The sequence below is a fragment of the Clostridia bacterium genome (genome assembly GCA_026414765.1).
Taxonomy (GTDB): domain Bacteria; phylum Bacillota; class Clostridia; order Acetivibrionales; family DSM-27016; genus SKW86.
Map to the genome: position 1 here is coordinate 1 of JAOAIJ010000043.1, position 17,836 is coordinate 17,836.

The following is a 17,836-nucleotide window of genomic DNA, read 5'->3' on the forward strand; positions in this document are numbered from 1 at the left end:
TTGCCATAATTATTCAGAAACATGCATATCCAAATTATTGTGGCAAATAATAGTATTATTAAATTCTTCAGGTATAAAGGTTATGGTAACCAGCTATAGCTATTTATCAAAATAAATTTACACGAAATTTCTTATAGACCCACTAAATAAGGTAATCTATTGATATTCAAAAATCCTCAGGAGAAAACTCAAAACAGTAAAATGTATTATTTAGTATATCGATATTGTTTCCAAATTGAACCGATAGGCTTATATGCATATCTTGTACCTACAAATTCGGATGTATAAGGTATTCTGCTAATACACTGTTTCCATTCCTCATATTTTGTTTCTTTATTATTAGAGAATACTTTAACATTAACTTTTTCGGTAGAACTAGCTGTAATGCTATAAGTAACTGTACGATTATAGTTTATACCAACTTCAAAACCTACAGCTGCTTCAATATCTGATACAGTTAACCCCACAGTTGCTGTATATTTTGCTAAAAACCCTCTTTGCTCTGATATACTAATGCTTGCAGGGCCGTCGTACCAGTCGCTATAGTCTGGGTTGTTTGGAAAATAACATTCTACAGGGTTTTCAACTGCATTTTTTGCATAATATGAATATATGGGTGGCAAAATAACTGCTTGAGTAATAGCTTGTGGATTGTCTGTAGAAGATGGCGGATCTTGTTTAGATGTTAAGTCTTCATCTTCTGAATTCATGACTCCAATTTTTACCTCTACAAGCTTATAGCCTTCCGGTATTTCCGCGCCAGCCATAACATCAGGGTTTTTAAGCTCATCTTTATCAGTTATAGTTGTAATTGTATAGCCATCCTTTTTTTCTACTTTAGCCTTCTTTAGCTTTAACTCTGTGCTAATGAATTTTTTTGTTAGAGTAATATCATCTTTAAGTTCTGCTGATTCAGCAGCATTTACATTCAAAGCCATTAACATACTAAAGATTGTAGTAAAACATATTATTTTTCTAAAGTGTTTCACAATAAAGATACCTCCATATAATAATATTCTTTACCGTTATTTAATGTCACCCAGGAACAATATGTAACATATGTATATAAATGGATATAATTATTATACTAAGCATATTGACATTTGTCAAAATTTATAATTATAATAATTTACAAATATAGTAAATGGAGATATGTAATATTGTTTATGAATATAAAGAGGTATTTTATGTTTAGACTTGGTTTAGTATCATTATTTTTAACACTTACAAAACTTATGGCTATTATAATAATATACGATTTCTATAGTGTTTATAAGTTTAAAGCAGTATCATCTGGTCCCATATCCAACGGAATGAAACTCATACCCTCATTTTTATGGTATGTAATAATCACCGAAATCATAATTTCTGGTATTATTATAGTATTTGGCTTTAAGAACTTTTATTTTGCAAATAATAAGAAAAACCAATGATCATATTATGAGTAAAGAAAAAAGATAAAAATAGAAATAAAAAGCCTGGTATATATCAGGTTTTTTGTTAACAAAATTCTGTATAGAGTACATCCTACTAATATAGAATCTTATTCATAGATATATAAATACTTATTTTGTTAGCTTTGGGTGTTGTAACAATCCGACTTAGCTTAATTTTCTCAACCCATAGTATTTATTTTATATATGGGTAATTTTTTGCATTAGGTACTAACAGTTATTAGAGCTCAATGGTAAGAAATAATAAATTGACAAATTTAAACATTGATGTAAAATATTATTATACTCGAATTTTTTCAATACATAAGGAGAAAATAATATGGATAAAAAATACTTAAGTAAAGTAATTTTTACATTCATTGTAGGTGTCACCTTAGGAATAGGTACATTTACTGCATTTGCCGGTGTCGCAGAAGGGTCTTGGAAATATTATGGCCCAACAAATGGATACAGCTATAAGAACATAGCACGTGTTTATGTAAGCGATAATCCATCTAATGGCTATATGTATGCACAAACATATGCTGGAAAAGATGGGACAGGAACTGTACCAACAGGCTATATAGGTGCCCAAGCAAGACTATATAGATATGATGCATTGGTGACATCTACAAATACAGTTTATAATTCATCAGCTGCTGAATATTTATCTGTTTGCACCAGCACATCATATAATGGAGGAACAGGATCATATTATAGTAAAGGTACTTCGTATGCATATAACGGAAATGGATACACTTCTTATTCTACATACCAGAGTCCAAGTCAAACTTATTAGTTAAGGAGGCAAATAAAATGAACGTGAAAGTCATTTATAAGAAATCGGTATTTTTATTAATTCTGTTAGTTGGTATACTAGCAGGCTCTGCTGTTTACGCATCAATTAATATGATTAAGCAAAAAGATTATCCTAAAAATGAATCAGGTGAGACATATGGTTCTGCACTGTATGCTGAAAACCAAGAAGATGAGCCAGACTTAATTAAAGCAATCGGTGTAGATGGAACAGTCGGATATGTAAAGTCATCTGACCTTACAGGGGATAAACCAAAGTCTCCAAAGGAAGCCTTAGAGAAGCAAAATAAAATGCCATCAAAAAAAGAAATCAATCTATATGAAAGTGATGGGAGAACAATCATAGGTAAATTTAAAATTGAGACTGGAGAAGCCGAAATCAAGGATAAAGATGGAAAAGTCGTTAAGACCACTAAATAATCTAAGAGAAAGAGGTAATTCATAAAATCTTTTGTAATTATATAGACTAATTAGTCTGTTTGAAGGTTTTAGTGCAATACAACTTATGTTATTTGAGTTACCAAAGGTTTATCGTGTTGACAATTACTAATTAACTTGGCTCTCTAAACTCATAGTATTCTATGAGTTATTTTTTATGTGTTTTAAGATCAATGCCTATCTTGGTTCGAGAGAACTTATAATAATGGAAATAGTATTGTGGATACTATCGTAATCGGGGTCCCACAGCCAAAAACCTCGTATTTCAAAATACGAGGTTTTTTATTTACCTGATGATTTACATTTTAAGTATACTAATCTTTATAGTTAAAACCAAAATTGCATTTTAAACACATGAGACTTCTGGTTTTGTTATGCAAGTAAACTATATACATCGGTGCATGACAAATAGGGCATATATTAGCAGTTTTCTTATGATAAGCGTGAACTACTGTACTCAATTCCAATACCTCCAATCATTGATTTAGTAGCATGATTACGGTGAAACTGATTAATAATACTATTTTATGCAGATTCATAACTAAAAAACTGGTAAAGAATAACTTCAGTATTATTTTAGTTTATTTTCAATTAGTGGAAATATTGAAATGAGTTTGAGTGAAGTATATAATTCATGTATCGGATAAAATTGTTAATTTGGAGGTATCTTAATGATAAGAAAAGCTGATGAGATGGTTAAAGAAATTAAAGAGCAAATGAGGGGTGGAAAAGGATCTGTTGAAATAACTCATATCTTCAAGCAGGATGAACTCACTGGAAAAGCAAGATTATGTGCAAAAATCACTATAAATCCAGGATGTTCTATAGGATTGCATGAGCATGTGAATGAGGAAGAAATATTCTATGTTATAAAAGGTAAAGGCATAATCGATGACAATGGCATCCAAAAAGAGGTATTTGAGGGTGATTCCATCCTAACCGGAGGTGGTGCGGCCCATTCGGTTGAGAATAATGGTACAGAGCCTTTAGAGATGCTTGCCGTTATTCTGCTTTTTTAAGAATCCAAAAATAGAGGGATATATTCATATAAGTCAGGATACTACTGTCAGAAAACCTGGGGTGTATCCCTTTACTCTATTTAAGCAGCTGTTTTTTTAGCTAACTCCTCAATAAGGTAGTCAAGATTGTGGATATCCAGTTCCATATTTTGCTTATCAAGAACAGTAGGCAATAAATATCCAAGTTCCGTAACAAGTTCATCCTTTTTTCTCAGTAGCTGAATATAATGCTTGTGCTCTTCCTCTTCATTGATTAATTGTACCGCTTTTGATTCCAGGCCATGCTCCCAATTTGTCAGGCGCTCGCGTATGAACCTGTTTTCGATCGCCAATTCGGATACTTCCAAATTTATATGTTTAATGAATATCTTGAGCTTTCGCTTTTCAATAAAGAATTTTAGAGGGTATGATATTTGTTTAAGGTAAACGGGGTTTTTTGAAAAATTATACCACTCATTTATTCTGGTTGTTATTTCGTGATTTAAGGAAGTTATCTTTTTTACATTGGTTTTGTATTTTTCAATTTCTTGCTGTACTTCACACCTGCTTTTATTCAAAAGGTTTGAGTAAAAGTCTCCAGAGTGTTTACCTATAGTACTATTAAGCTGTTCAAAGGAAGACACAGTACTTTTTAGCTCGTAAAGCAGTCTTATAACAAATTCAATTCTGTCTTTCATTGCTCTATCGCACATAGCCTTACCTCCCGGCTTCTCTAAGCCATTTTGAATTAACCCAGCCTGAATACCCATCATGGGTGCTTACTAAATACCAAAGCCTTCCAGAAGTATCCTTTTGTGTTTGTCCGTGAAAACTTACTTTTGTGTTATGCTTTAAAGCGTGTTTTATTACTTTGGCAGAAGTGCCGTCAGGCTGCATTCTAAGGTTTAGGCCTTCCTTAGCTGTGACTGTATATAGTTTGCCTGTTTCAGATAATGGAGAGATTTCAGCTTCAGTAGTTTCAACAGTGTCAGTTTCTTCTATACCGATTATTGTCTTTGCTTCATTCCAGGCGAAAGAGAGAAAATCCTTTGCTGAATAATATGCGCTGCTTTGTATTTCTGACAGATCCGTTCCAGTGTATTTATATGTAAGTATTTTTCCCGGCACTGTCAGTGCTAATAAGCAGTAACAAGCTAAAATTGCACTCAAAAATAGCATTTTGTGTCTGATAACCATTCTTAAAGGAGTAAAGACTACATATAGAAGGCCTGCAACAATTTTCTTTAGGGAAGGATATTGCCGGGTATTATGTACATATAAACTTCTGGTTTTTGCTTTGGATTTTTTCTTATATGACAGCTTATGCTTTAGTTCACGGCTAAAAGTGCTGAAATTATGCTTAATAAAGTGAAATATCCGGATGAGGATTTTTTTTGTGCATACGGTATAGAAGTTTTTGAGCGCTCTTGCAGTAATAAGAGGGAGATTTGCCAATAGTTTTTTATTAGTTGCGGATAAGTGAGAAAAGTAAGATTTAGTCCACTCTATAATCGAAAAGGGCATTTCAAAACTGATTTCATCATATTGCTTTATGCTGCTGTTGTCAAACTGTAGCTCCCTGAAGATAATGTCAGAAGTGAATTCGTATTTTATGGAAGTAGAATAGTCTTTTACTGTCAGCCTGAATATGTCATCAAGCTTTTCAGTACCGGAAAACTTGCTCAAAAGCTTGTGGCTTATAAATAAATCAATATTCCACTTATGACTTATTGTTTTTATTGTCCAGGCAGCCAACTCTTTGTTAGGTTGACTTTCATAAGGTTCATCCATAATATCCTTTAAGATTTCAATGGAGTCTTTCAGCTTTAATTCATTTATTCTAAGAATAGCAAGACGTCTGATAAATTCATCAGGGCTTTTTAGGTAAAAACTCAGGTCTTTTACACTATTTAGCTTACCTATTGTATTTTTAGTTTGTTTTTCAAGCTTATACCAGTCAGGACACATATCCTGTATACACAATAAGTTTATGTGCATAAATACTCACCCTTTTTTAGTGCATTAATATACACTTTCCTAACAATATATTAACATTATAAATCAGAACAGTATCTAGTCTTTTTTGTCTAATATGCCTAGTATATCTGTATCATCATATATGGGTAAAGGGGTTAAGAATACGGATGGTATATAGTACTAAAAGTCATATAAATAAGCATTTGCAATAAAAATCAACTAGCACTAGCGGCTGATTTAGATAATATTCATGTAGAATTACCACTTAAATAGTGCTATATTATAACTTATATAATTCGCAAAAACAGGGGGAAAAGAATGGTCAAGACATTGATAAGAAAGACAAAAAGCATGGAAAGAGACTTTCTCTTATTTCTTTTGGTTGGTGTTTTTCTAGGAATAGGTCAAAGTGTAGATAATTCTACATTAACAAATTTTTTAAAAGACAAGTTTCAGATTGATGTTATTCAGAGGACAGCCCTAGAAATTCCAAGGGAGCTTCCGGGGTTTTTAGTTTATTTAATAATTGGTTTTTTATATGCCTTTGGAGATATCAGAATAGCGGCCTTTGCAAATATTTGTGCTGCTGCAGGGATGTTACTGCTGGGGATTATCCCTTCCGAGTATTCACTGGTGCTAATATGTATTTTTGTTTACAGCACCGGACAGCATGTATATATGCCACTCTCAAACAGTATAGGTATGAATTTTGCCAAGGAAGGAAACCTGGGGAGAAAGCTGGGGCAGTTGAGTTCTTTTAATACAGCTTCCCTTGTAATAAGCAGCGCTGCTTTATGGCTTTTGATAAAAATATTTGATATAGGATATACAGTATCATTTTCTATAGGGGCATTATCATTTACTGCTGCTGCTTTTCTTTTGCTGCTGATGAAAAAGGAGCAAAAGGAGAAATCTAAAACAAGGTTTGTTTTCCGAAAAGAGTATAAACTCTTTTATTGGCTGTGTATATTGTTTGGAGCCAGGAAACAGATATTTCTTACTTTCGGAACATGGGTTCTGGTTGATGTTTTTGAGCAGCAGCGGGCTACTATGACAATCCTGTTTTTCATTATAGCTTCTCTTGGGATATTTATTAAGCCGTTGATAGGACACATGGTAGATAAGATAGGTGAGAGGATAGTGTTGGCAGGGGAGTCTGCGATATTATTCTTTGTATGCCTTGGTTATGCATTTTCAAACGATTTATTGAAAGGCAGTGCAGCTATATTTCTTGTCAGTGCATGTTATGTCCTGGATCAGTGTTCGAGTTCGGTCAGCATGGCAAGATCAACATATCTAAAGAAGATTGCAGTTTCACCCGAGGATGTATCCCCTACGCTTTCATTGGGAATCAGTATTGATCATATTGTATCAATGTTTTTACCGGTTTTGGGAGGAGTTGTCTGGCAAAGTGGGGGAGCAGACGGCTATAAATATGTTTTTATCGGAGGTGCTGTAATAGCTTTGATAAACTTTTTCTCAGCGAGAAGGATAAAGATATAAACTAGTCCCCAAAAAAAATTGATGTAGGGTTCCTTCCGGAACCCTACCAAATTGGTTAAGAACAACAATTCAATTATATTTATCCGGGTAATTAAAGAGAGTCGTATCAATACGACAAGTGTTTTTATTATACTAATGTTGGTGGTTAATGTCAATATGATTTTAGACCTATTTATTTCATACTATTGTTTCTTTGTTAAATGTACGAAATATTTTATAGGAGGTATCATATAATTTCTATTATTCACATTTTGGTTGTCTGTTGACTAATCTGTATTATAGTAAAATAAACTACAGACGGGAGAGATCTCTATTGAAGAAGACCTTTGTTCTTGATACCAACGTTCTGTTGCAAACGCCTTTTGCATTATACTCATTTGAAGATAATATCATTATTTTACCAGAAGTAGTCTTGGAAGAGCTTGATAGGTTTAAAAGGGATAATACTGAACTTGGAGCCAATGCAAGGCATGTAGCAAGAATTATTGATGCACTTAGGGTAAAAGGAAATTTAAATGAAGGTGTAGAATTGGAAAACGGTAGTATTCTCCGTATTGAAATGAATTATAACCATGTGGAATTACCCAGTAGTTGGTCTGAAAGTAATAATGACAACAGGATTTTACAGGTATGTAAGGGACTGATGGAAAAAGGCGAAAAGGTATATCTTGTTACGAAGGATATTTTTGAGAGAATAAAAGCTGACATAATAGGTGTTATTGCTCAGGATTTTTTTGCAGAGCAGGTTCCCACTTTTGACGAACAGTATAAAGGGCGTGTGGATGTTTATACATCGGAAGAGAAGCTAAATGAGTTTTATAGTAAAGGCAAAATAAAACCTGAAGACATATACAGTTTTTCATCGGATTCAGGAGAAAAGATAGACATAAAGCTTGTTACAAATCAGTTTCTTATTGTTCATTCGTGCAGTAATGATAAGCATACAGCTTTAGGGAGGTTTGACGGGAAAAGTATTGTAGTGCTGAAGTTTTTACAGGAAAGGCCATTTGGCGTAAATCCGAGGAATGCCGGCCAAAAATTCATGCAGGAAGCACTGATGCTGGATGCAGATAAAGCGCCTCTGGTGATTATAAAAGGGCCAGCAGGTACAGCAAAAACATTCTATTCACTTGCAGTAGGTCTCCATAAAATAATGACAGAGCAGAGCAGGCTTTACAGAAAAATTCTGGTATGCCGTCCAAACGTAAAGCTTGATGAGGATATAGGATTTCTGCCCGGTACTGAACAGGAGAAGATAGCTCCATTTCTACGGCCTGTTGTAGACAATCTGGAGGTTCTTATTGATAACGATGAGAATGAACGCTATAGAAGTGAGAAGGAATTGAAAGATAAGGTAGATGAGTTGTTTGACAGAAAGATTATTAATACGGAGGCTATTGCTTTTATAAGAGGACGTTCTATCGTAAAACAATGGGTTATTATTGATGAAGCTCAGAATCTGACACCAAAGCAGGTAAAGGGAATTATAACCCGTGCTGGTATGGGTACTAAAATAATATTGCTGGGTGATCCCGAACAGATCGATCATCCTTTTCTTGATATAAGAACCAATGGTCTGTGTTACGCGTCTGAAAAGATGAAAGGCAGCTCACTATGCTACCAGGTAACATTGACCGATGAAGAATGTGAGCGTTCAGAACTGGCTTATGAAAGTGCTAAAAGAATGTAAATTCAAGCTCACCTCGGGCTACTTCTTTAGAATGGAGAGTAAAACCAAACCCCTTCTCAAAAAAAGCGAAGGGGTTTGGGGTGGTTTTATCTATAAATACTGTAATCCAGTTCAGGAAAAATATTATCCTTACTTTGGATATCACGAAGCCATTCCTCATCTATGCTGTTTTCCTTGATATCGTGATATAGTTTGGTAAAACGGCTTACATGGTCCTTTGTCCGTTTTATTGCATAGGGTACAACAGTACCTGCTTTCATTATAAAAGCCCAATCGCTGCTTTGAGCGAGCAGCAGTTCTCTGGCGGCCTGGTTTAAAGCATCTTTTTTTAGACCTTCTGCATATAGGTTCGAATTTGCCAGCTCAACCATCCTGTCAGCTGATTTGTGTAAATGACGATAAATCCAGTCATTTGAAGTATTCAGCCATACTTCGTTATAGCCTTTATGCCCCCATGTAGACGGGCAAGGCGAGGATACCTGCATTACAGGATTTTCTGCCATGTATTCGCTTAAGGTTATAAGTTTAAATGTGTTCTGGTCATAATATGTTTTTTTAAAAAGTGAATATAGCCAATAAGGGCCTTCATACCACCAGTGGCCGAACAATTCTGCATCATACGGACAAACTACAATTGGAGGTCTATCCATTTTATCGCTTAGGAATTCAATCTGCTTTTGTCGGTTAAACATAAAATTGCTGGCATGGATATCTACCTTGTTATGTGCCCAGATTGGGTTATATGGCTGTTTTTGTCCGGTTTTGTCGGTTATCCTGAAGTATTTGATGCCTGTTTGAATTCTTTGACCGTCAGGAGAAATATAATCTTTAATATAGTCATAATCAAGCTCGTATCCTATATCCTTGTAGAACTCCCTATAATCAAAATCACCCGGATAACCTTCTGTCGCACTCCATACTTGCCTGGAAGATTCGATATCTCTTCCGAAAGCCACGATACCTGCAGGTGTGACTATAGGGGAATAAGTACCAAACACGGGTTTCGGATCTGCAAACAAAATTCCATGGGATTCAGTAATAAAGTATTCAATGGCGTTTTCCTTCAGTATGTTTTCTACCATTGGAGTATAACCGCATTCAGGGAGCCATATCCCTTTGGGTTTACATCCGAAGTATTTCTCATATACTTTTACACCTGTACTTACCTGAGCTCTAATTGCATTTGAATTTTCCATAAGAGGAAGGAATCCATGAGTAGCAGCTGATGCAATAAGTTCCAATTTCCCGGAATCCTGAAAACTTTTGAATACAGAAATCAAGTCGCGATTATATTTAGTAGTGAAAATGTATAAGTCATTTCTGTATTTATCATTATACATTTTTGCTAGCAAATTGAATTCCTGCTGTTCTTTAGTTCTTTCAATCTCTTTGTCTGTCAACGATATCAATTTTTCAAGATATCTTATGTACCTTTCCTGTAGGAGACTGTCAGAAAGCATAGATAGTAAAGGTGGGGTAATAGACATGGTCACTTTGTAATCTACGCCTTCGTTTGAGAGAGATTCAAAGGTATTAAGTAAAGGGATATATGTTTCAGAGATAGCTTCAAAAAGCCATCTTTCCTCTAAAAAATTATCATGTTCTGGGTGGCGTACATAAGGAAGATGGGCATGCAATACTAGTGCTACATATCCTTTGGCCATTTACAATCATCCTTTCCGGTGTTAACTCTATGTGTTCTGTTTTCATTTCAAAAAGGCCTCAGAGCTGATTCCAAAATGCTCTGAAATATTAATTCCGAATAACTCTGCAGAACTAATTCCAAAAGAAGCCTCTTCAAGGCCTATTCCCATCAATTCCGGTGAACTTATGCCAACCATGAATTTTGAATGTGATTTAAAGTTGTAGGATTCATAGATGGTTTTCGTTTCCATATCAAGCTTGCCGTTTTTCAGGCTGTTATAGTTGATAAAATATGTTGCTGTATTTGTGCTTACACTATTTGACGGCGTTGAGACATAATTTGAACTGGCGAGGTTGATAAAAAACCTGTCAGCTACTTTTCTTCCCATTTCAACTACATATAGCATATTGGCATCCGGTACATTTATATACCAGTTGTTGGAGAAATCATTTATTCGGATAAAAAAACTTGTGTTTTTTGACACGTTTATTACCTTAAGTACAGGTACAGATTTTTCCCAAAGTTCATATCCGAACTCTCTTATGAATTCATCCTTTTTGGAGCCTGATATTTCCCAGTAAGCATATAGCCAATTCGGATCCCTGGCTAACAAAGTTATTTTGCTTTCATCGTATCTTAAAGGCAAAAAATAATCACCTTGTATGTTTGCCCCAACCATAAATAGTCCTCCTTGATAATATTGATTAACAAAAATTGGTTTAAAAACAGTTTCAGTGGTATATAGTTGATTAAATCAGTTTATAGTTTACTTTTCCATTACAGAACTTAATCGGTAGTATTAGTAATAAATACCTGCTACTGCATATCCAAGTGTAAGCTAAAGCTGCCAATGTACTAAAAGGGTATGTGCAAAATTATTATTTATTTACATTATAAATAATTTTATGTATAAATAAATAGTAATATGAAGGATTTTTCCAGTATATGACGAAATATGGTATATTACTGTTTCATATTTGTAATTTCACCATAATATTTTTTCATAAACCGGATTATATTATTCAGGCGTAATCAATTAGAAAAATAGGTCAAAATTATATAAATAGAAAAGTAATTTGAATGAAATAATTGTTTAGCGTATAAGATTTAAGCAGATAAATAATCTTTGAATATTGTTGCACAATATTGATATAGGCAAATAATATTATTATTAATCGGAAACAATAATGCGGGATTAACTGGTATGATACAGATGGTATATGAACCATTTTAAGCGTCTTACTATTAAAATGCTTGAGAGGAGAATTCTATGCGTATACTTATGCTATCCTGGGAATACCCTCCTAGAATAGTCGGTGGAATTTCCAGGGTTGTGCATGATTTAGCACAAAAGCTTGGGGAAAATGATAATGAAGTTCATGTTGTTACCTGTTGGGAGCCAGGCTCTAAAGAAGTTGAAATGGATAAAAAAGTTATGGTTCACAGGGTGCATACATATGATATTAATGCAGGTAATTTTATTAACTGGGTACTGCAGCTAAATTTTGCTTTAGTAGAATATTCCGTTAAGCTTATTAACGAATTTGGAAAGTTCGACATAATTCATGCTCATGACTGGATTGTTGCATTTGCTGCCAGAGCTATAAAACAATCTTATTCAATACCCCTTGTATCAACTATTCACGCAACTGAATACGGGAGGAATTGGGGTATACATAATGATATACAAAGCTATATCAGCAGTGTAGAATGGTGGCTTACCTATGAATCATGGAAAGTTATTGTAAATAGTGAGTATATGCGAAATGAAGTGAGAAATATCTTTCAGCTGCCCGAAGATAAGATACACACAATACATAATGGTGTAGATTCTGACAAGTTTAAGGGTTATGAAAGAGATATTGGTTTCAGAAGAAACTTTGCAGCAGATAATGAAAAGATTGTATTTTTTATTGGAAGGCTTGTTAATGAAAAGGGTGCTCATGTACTGATTGATTCAATACCCAAAATTGTTCAGTACTATAACGATGTTAAGTTTGTTATAGCAGGCAAAGGTCCTCAGTTTGAGTATTTAAAAGGGAAATCCTTGGCAATGGGTATTGCGCATAAAGTATATTTTACAGGATATATAAGCGATGATGACTTGTGTAAATTATACAAATGTGCGGATGTTGCTGTGTTTCCAAGTTTATATGAGCCTTTTGGTATAGTAGCTCTTGAAGGAATGGTAGCGAATGTACCGGTTGTAGTATCTGATACAGGTGGTTTGGGGGAAATTGTTAATCACGGTATTGACGGGATGAAATCATATTCGGGTAATGCAAATTCTCTAGCTGACAGTATTATGGAGATATTGTTCAATCCGGACAAGGCGGAAGAAATGAAAGAAAAGGCTTTGGAAAAGGTAAACAGGATATATAATTGGGACGTGATATCAAAACAGACAATGGATGTATATAGCGAAGTACTGAAAGAAAGTAAGGGTGCTAACTGGAAGACTCCTGAAATCAAAGGCTAACTGAAGCGGGACTGAATGTTTTCAGAAGGGAGGCTGGGAAGATATTGAATAAGGCTATGTACTATTGTTTGACATTTATAGCCGTGTATCGATATGTTTGTAGGCCTCTTATTCCGAATAACCCAATAAAAACCTATATTTAAAAAAAGATATTTGTTTTTATTGGAAATATGCTATAATAATAAAGTTGCATATAAACAGGGAATAGATGGATAATCGTCAGGCTGTTTTTCAGCTGATATATTGATATCAATATCTTTTATAATTTTGTACATATTTTATATGGTATTCTATAGTAACATTTCAGAAATATTGAATCAGATATTTTACTCAACAGTAAACTAGGTGTAAAGTATAAGATTTAATTAGAATATTATTTATAGATATCAGAATTTATTTTACAAAAACGTACGGATAATCAGTTTTTTGTAAATGCATACATAAGAAAAAAATTGGAGGTTAAGAAGTGGCAAAGAACAAGAAAAAACTTAAAGTCATACCATTGGGCGGATTACAGGAAATTGGTAAAAACATTACGGTTTTTGAGTATGGAGAGGATATAATTGTCATTGATTGCGGATTGGCATTTCCGGAAGATGAAATGCTTGGTATTGATTTAGTAATACCTGACACAACATATCTGAGTAAAAACAAGGAAAAGATCAAAGGCATTATACTTACACACGGACATGAGGATCACATAGGCGCATTACCGTATGTACTAAAGGAAATAAACGTACCTGTCTACGGTACTAAACTTACACTGGGATTACTACAGTACAAACTTGAAGAACATGGAATGCTTTCTACTGTAACTTTGAGAAGAGTAGAACAGGGGCAGATAGTTGATTTCGGGGCTTTCAAAATTGAATTCATACGCTCTACACACAGTATTGCAGATGCTGTTGCATTAGCGATACACACTCCTGTAGGAGTTGTAGTACACACATCCGACTTCAAGATAGACTATACACCTATAGAGGGACAGCCTATGGATTTGGCCCGTCTTGCCGAGTTGGGCAGAAAAGGCGTTTTGTTATTGATGTCTGACAGCACCAATGTAGAGCGTGAAGGGTATACTATGTCCGAAAGAACAGTAGGAGATACATTTGAAGAGATATTTATGAATGCCAGAAACCGGATACTTGTTGCAACATTTGCTTCAAATGTACACAGGGTACAGCAAATCGTAAATGCAGCAGTTAAGTTTAACAGAAAAGTCTCAATTTGCGGCAGGAGTATGGTTAATGTTGTAAATGCTGCAATGGAACTTGGATACTTGCATGTACCTGAAGGCATAATGATTGATATAGACCATATGGACAGGTATAATCCTGAAAATGTAGTAATTATAACTACGGGAAGTCAGGGTGAACCAATGTCTGCCTTATCAAGAATGGCAGCATCAGAACACAAAAAAGTTGAAATTGTACCTGGAGACCTTGTCATAATATCAGCGACACCAATACCGGGCAATGAAAAGCTGGTATCAAGAGTAATAAATGAGTTGTTTAAAAAGGGTGCTGAAGTTATTTATGAAGCATTAGCGGATATCCATGTATCAGGACATGCGTGCCAGGAGGAACTAAAGCTGATTCAAAACCTTGTGAAGCCAAAATTCTTTATGCCTGTACACGGTGAATACAGACATCTCAAACAGCATGCCAACCTTGCTCATAAACTTGGAATGGCAAATGAAAACATATTCGTTATGGACATAGGCAAGGTTCTCGAGCTGACATCCGACAGCGCAAAAATCAATGGCAGCGTAACCTCCGGGAAAGTGCTGGTAGACGGTCTTGGGGTGGGCGATGTAGGCAATATAGTTTTAAGGGATAGAAAACACTTGTCACAGGATGGTCTGATAGTTGTTGTAGTTACTATAGAAGGCGATTCGGGATGTGTCATTGCCGGGCCGGATATCATATCAAGAGGTTTTGTATATGTTCGAGAGTCTGAAGACTTGATGGACAATATGAGGGAAGTAGTAAAGAAAGCTCTGGAAAAATGTGAAGACAAGAAAAAGAGCGATTGGGCTGCAAAGAAAAATATTATAAAAGACTCCCTCAGGGACTATATATATGAAAAAACAAAACGGAAACCAATGATACTTCCGATTATTATGGAGATATAAAAGAGGTTCCTTGAAAGCAGATTTTTCAAATTTGTTTTCAAGGAATTATTATATTATTACGATATTTTGTGTAAATTCCTGTCCTGCTTTTCTATATACGGGATTAGAGTATCCCATAACATACATATCAGTCGCTTGAGCTTCAATCTCAAGCATTCTTTTTAAAAGGGGGTTACAGGACCTTTTATAATCTGCTGTTTTTATAATTGTGGGGAGAACAGCCTTGACTTTTATTTCAGACAATAACTTTCTGCCCCTCTGACTAAAACCCAGCACTCTTATATACTGTGGACCGTAATCCCTGACATATGCGTGCAGTTCAAATGCCTTTAATCCTGTCATAATACTGAATAATATTCTCTGTATCCGTGTCCTTGTGTATCTTTTGGTATTTATATTGGCAATAAGTTCTTCAAGACTTCCAGAGGAATCGGAAGCAGCTTTTATTCTGTTTTCCATTCCCTCGGATACGTAGGGGAGCAGGCCTATCTCCTCAGCAGGCATTCTTCTGAGAAACGATAGAAGAGCAGTCTCAAAATTTTTCGGAAAAACCGGGCTGCGTCCTGCATCAGCTTCTTCTTTAAGGATGGATAAACTTGTGTCAGGGAGAGTTTTTGACACTTCAGGGGTTAGAAGTCCGTCTGAAGTATGTAATATACTTTTTCTAATCGAAGTCGCACTTGACACGCTTCCTGTAAGCTGTTCGGAATTATAGCTGTTGCATATACGTCCTATTGTAAGAGGTTTTATACTGCTACCTATCCGTTTTAACGCTTTCAGGTATTCGATTCCTAAAATATTATTTGATGAGCCTATAATGGTACTGATATTAATATCCAAATCTAAATATTTAAAGTATTCTATCAGAGCAGCTTCTCTCGCTGATGGAAAAGACAAGCCCTGATTCAGTTTGCTTTTTAAAAAAAACTTATAGTTGTCAGGTTCCATATTCAGTGTTTCTGCTACTAAATCCAGTTCCGATATACTTCCGCTTTCACTTCCAAAACAAAGACTGTCAACTACGCCAAGACTGTCAAGGATGCTAACGGCACCATATGCGAAGTATTCCGCGCTTGCCATCGCATATACTACAGGTAATTCTATCACAAGATCGATACCGGATAGTAAGGCCATTTTTGCCCTTGCCCATTTGTTTACTAATGCCGGTTCACCGCGTTGTATAAAATTTCCACTCATGATACATACAGTGTAATCTGCATCTGACAGTTTTTTTGACTGTTCAAGATGATATAGGTGCCCGTTATGAAAAGGGTTATATTCTACAACTAAACCTGCAACCTTCATATTTTAAGTATCCAACAAACCTTCCCTGAATTTCATTTGATATTCCATACAAAAATCATCAATTCCTAACAGTGCCTCGGCAGCATACAAGGAGGACATAAGCTTTTTATCCAGCGGATCCAGTATCCCGCTGTCTAAACCGGCAGATAAAGCTGCAACCAGGAAAGCTTGATTCATAAGCTTTCTTGCCGGGATGCCAAAGGATATATTGCTGATTCCACATGTAATGTGGGCACCGGGAAATTCCTTTTTCAACTTGCTTATGGATTCAAGTGCCATGATACCATGCTGTGAACCTGAGCCTATAGCCCTGACCATAGGGTCCAGATATATATCCTTCATAGGGATTCCGCTGTCAGAGAGTTTTCTGACAAGTCTATGAGCGATTTTTATACTTTCATCAACTGTTTCCGGCATTCCTGATTCATCCATACACAAAGCTATAACACCGGTTTTATATTTGACTGCAAGTGGGAGTAGGGAATCGTACCTGTCTTTTTCATCAGTTATTGAATTGACAATCGGTTGACCGTTTTGGTTTGCATTCAGTGCTTTTTCAAGGGCCTTAGGATTTGTAGTTGCTATGGAAAAAGGAATATCGATAACATTCTGTATAGTGCTGATAATCCATTCCAGTTTTTCCGGTTCATTATCTGAAAAAGTTCTTGCATTTATATCAATGTATGATGCACCTGCCTCATATTGCTTTTTTGCTATTTCCTGTATTTCTACGGAATTATTGCTTTCTATCAGGTGCTTTATTACCTTTAATGTACTGTTGATTTTTTCACCGATAACAATCATTTTGAAACCTCCCTATTATAAAACATATTATAGCCTAATTTCCAGCCATTCACAATATATTTATTGCTTATGAATTTCCAAGCGTGAAAATGTCCGTATTATTCTTCTATTATATTGGCAAACTATACAAATAAATATACTTGGAGAAGGAGGATATATGGAAAATTTATCTTTAAATAATCTGAATGACATGTTAAGAGGGGAAGAAATGGCTGTACAAGCCTATGAACACCTTATACAGGCCACAAAGGACGATAGGATAAAAAGTGAGCTTCAGAGTATACAAATACGACACAAAAATCATACCACAAAACTTGCTGAAAGAATTCAGAATTTGGGTGGAGTGCCTCAATACAGCACAGGTATTGGGGGGCTTATGGCTAATATAAAAATGAACTTTGATAATATGGAAAAAAGAGGTGATGTAGAAATACTGAAAAAGGCATATGATGGAGAAGACCAGGGAATTGCCCTTGTAGAAGATTTGGCTAAGACGGATATCGGAAAGGATAGTATGGCATTAATAAATGAAATACTATCAAATGATCATGATCATTTGAAAAGAATGGCTAAGCTTATTGGTGAATATGAAGAAAAACAATAGGAGTTGTGAA

The 17,836-nt window shown here is 35.2% G+C and carries 16 protein-coding genes; 9 read left to right on the forward strand and 7 right to left on the reverse strand.

The features are described 5' to 3' along the window. Positions 1–206: 206 nt before the first annotated feature. A complete protein-coding gene (locus tag N3I35_16200) occupies positions 207–989 on the reverse strand; it encodes a hypothetical protein (GenBank protein MCX8131621.1) in 783 nt (260 codons plus the stop codon). A gap of 198 nt (positions 990–1,187) precedes the next feature. On the opposite strand from N3I35_16200, the gene N3I35_16205 reads away from it, so the two are divergent. From N3I35_16205 to N3I35_16220, 4 genes are all read left to right on the forward strand, one after another. After that, entirely contained in the window at positions 1,188–1,433 is a 246-nt protein-coding gene (locus N3I35_16205; protein ID MCX8131622.1) for a hypothetical protein, read from the forward strand. 340 nt (positions 1,434–1,773) lie between these two features. Further along, positions 1,774–2,232: a hypothetical protein gene (locus N3I35_16210; GenBank protein ID MCX8131623.1), complete on the forward strand. Its 459-nt coding sequence runs from the start codon at positions 1,774–1,776 to the stop codon at positions 2,230–2,232. 17 nt (positions 2,233–2,249) lie between these two features. Then, positions 2,250–2,669, forward strand: coding sequence for a peptidase M56 BlaR1 (locus N3I35_16215; protein ID MCX8131624.1), 420 nt, complete (start codon positions 2,250–2,252; stop codon positions 2,667–2,669). A 689-nt stretch (positions 2,670–3,358) separates the two neighbouring features. After that, the gene (locus tag N3I35_16220) at positions 3,359–3,706 is read left to right on the forward strand and encodes a cupin domain-containing protein (protein ID MCX8131625.1); all 348 of its coding nucleotides are present in this window, start codon (positions 3,359–3,361) and stop codon (positions 3,704–3,706) included. 80 nt (positions 3,707–3,786) lie between these two features. Here the strand turns inward: N3I35_16220 and N3I35_16225 are convergent, their stop codons facing one another. Together N3I35_16225 and N3I35_16230 are read right to left on the reverse strand one after the other, a co-directional pair. Continuing rightward, a complete protein-coding gene (locus N3I35_16225) occupies positions 3,787–4,398 on the reverse strand; it encodes a hypothetical protein (protein MCX8131626.1) in 612 nt (203 codons plus the stop codon). Between the two features lie 4 nt (positions 4,399–4,402). Next, on the reverse strand, positions 4,403–5,683 hold the full coding sequence (locus N3I35_16230; protein MCX8131627.1) for an SH3 domain-containing protein: 1,281 nt from the start codon (positions 5,681–5,683) through the stop codon (positions 4,403–4,405). 297 nt (positions 5,684–5,980) lie between these two features. Here N3I35_16230 and N3I35_16235 point away from each other — a divergent pair, with 297 nt between their 5' ends. Together N3I35_16235 and N3I35_16240 are read left to right on the forward strand one after the other, a co-directional pair. Beyond that, entirely contained in the window at positions 5,981–7,165 is a 1,185-nt protein-coding gene (locus N3I35_16235; GenBank protein MCX8131628.1) for an MFS transporter, read from the forward strand. A gap of 313 nt (positions 7,166–7,478) precedes the next feature. After that, the gene (locus tag N3I35_16240; protein MCX8131629.1) at positions 7,479–8,855 is read left to right on the forward strand and encodes a PhoH family protein; all 1,377 of its coding nucleotides are present in this window, start codon (positions 7,479–7,481) and stop codon (positions 8,853–8,855) included. 86 nt (positions 8,856–8,941) lie between these two features. Here the strand turns inward: N3I35_16240 and N3I35_16245 are convergent, their stop codons facing one another. Together N3I35_16245 and N3I35_16250 are read right to left on the reverse strand one after the other, a co-directional pair. Further along, positions 8,942–10,519, reverse strand: a complete 1,578-nt coding sequence (locus N3I35_16245; protein ID MCX8131630.1) for a DUF1957 domain-containing protein — start codon at positions 10,517–10,519, stop codon at positions 8,942–8,944. Positions 10,520–10,561: 42 nt separating this feature from the next. Further along, positions 10,562–11,179, reverse strand: a complete 618-nt coding sequence (locus tag N3I35_16250) for a DUF4912 domain-containing protein (protein MCX8131631.1) — start codon at positions 11,177–11,179, stop codon at positions 10,562–10,564. A gap of 591 nt (positions 11,180–11,770) precedes the next feature. Here N3I35_16250 and N3I35_16255 point away from each other — a divergent pair. Next, positions 11,771–12,979: a glycosyltransferase family 4 protein gene (locus N3I35_16255; GenBank protein MCX8131632.1), complete on the forward strand. Its 1,209-nt coding sequence runs from the start codon at positions 11,771–11,773 to the stop codon at positions 12,977–12,979. 466 nt (positions 12,980–13,445) lie between these two features. After that, positions 13,446–15,113 (forward strand): ribonuclease J, encoded by a 1,668-nt coding sequence (locus tag N3I35_16260; GenBank protein ID MCX8131633.1) that lies wholly within the window; start codon positions 13,446–13,448, stop codon positions 15,111–15,113. Between the two features lie 48 nt (positions 15,114–15,161). On the opposite strand, the gene N3I35_16265 is transcribed toward N3I35_16260, so the two are convergent. After that, entirely contained in the window at positions 15,162–16,418 is a 1,257-nt protein-coding gene (locus tag N3I35_16265; GenBank protein MCX8131634.1) for a nucleotidyltransferase, read from the reverse strand. Positions 16,419–16,421: 3 nt separating this feature from the next. Then, positions 16,422–17,222 carry a dihydropteroate synthase gene (locus N3I35_16270; protein MCX8131635.1) on the reverse strand — a complete coding sequence of 267 codons (801 nt, stop codon included), beginning with the start codon at positions 17,220–17,222 and terminating at the stop codon, positions 16,422–16,424. 157 nt (positions 17,223–17,379) lie between these two features. On the opposite strand from N3I35_16270, the gene N3I35_16275 reads away from it, so the two are divergent. Further along, positions 17,380–17,826 carry a PA2169 family four-helix-bundle protein gene (locus N3I35_16275; protein ID MCX8131636.1) on the forward strand — a complete coding sequence of 149 codons (447 nt, stop codon included), beginning with the start codon at positions 17,380–17,382 and terminating at the stop codon, positions 17,824–17,826. Positions 17,827–17,836 lie beyond the last annotated feature (10 nt).

Bases quoted from the DNA above. Each gene is read 5' to 3' on its own strand.
- N3I35_16245 (MCX8131630.1), bottom strand. From the start codon at position 10,519: ATGGCCAAAGGATATGTAGCACTAGTATTGCATGCCCATCTTCCTTAT.
- N3I35_16225 (MCX8131626.1), bottom strand. From the start codon at position 4,398: ATGTGCGATAGAGCAATGAAAGACAGAATTGAATTTGTTATAAGACTG.
- N3I35_16215 (MCX8131624.1), top strand. From the start codon at position 2,250: ATGAACGTGAAAGTCATTTATAAGAAATCGGTATTTTTATTAATTCTG.
- N3I35_16205 (MCX8131622.1), top strand. From the start codon at position 1,188: ATGTTTAGACTTGGTTTAGTATCATTATTTTTAACACTTACAAAACTT.
- N3I35_16250 (MCX8131631.1), bottom strand. From the start codon at position 11,179: ATGGTTGGGGCAAACATACAAGGTGATTATTTTTTGCCTTTAAGATAC.
- N3I35_16210 (MCX8131623.1), top strand. From the start codon at position 1,774: ATGGATAAAAAATACTTAAGTAAAGTAATTTTTACATTCATTGTAGGT.
- N3I35_16235 (MCX8131628.1), top strand. From the start codon at position 5,981: ATGGTCAAGACATTGATAAGAAAGACAAAAAGCATGGAAAGAGACTTT.
- N3I35_16230 (MCX8131627.1), bottom strand. From the start codon at position 5,683: ATGCACATAAACTTATTGTGTATACAGGATATGTGTCCTGACTGGTAT.
- N3I35_16270 (MCX8131635.1), bottom strand. From the start codon at position 17,222: ATGATTGTTATCGGTGAAAAAATCAACAGTACATTAAAGGTAATAAAG.
- N3I35_16265 (MCX8131634.1), bottom strand. From the start codon at position 16,418: ATGAAGGTTGCAGGTTTAGTTGTAGAATATAACCCTTTTCATAACGGG.
- N3I35_16255 (MCX8131632.1), top strand. From the start codon at position 11,771: ATGCGTATACTTATGCTATCCTGGGAATACCCTCCTAGAATAGTCGGT.
- N3I35_16275 (MCX8131636.1), top strand. From the start codon at position 17,380: ATGGAAAATTTATCTTTAAATAATCTGAATGACATGTTAAGAGGGGAA.
- N3I35_16220 (MCX8131625.1), top strand. From the start codon at position 3,359: ATGATAAGAAAAGCTGATGAGATGGTTAAAGAAATTAAAGAGCAAATG.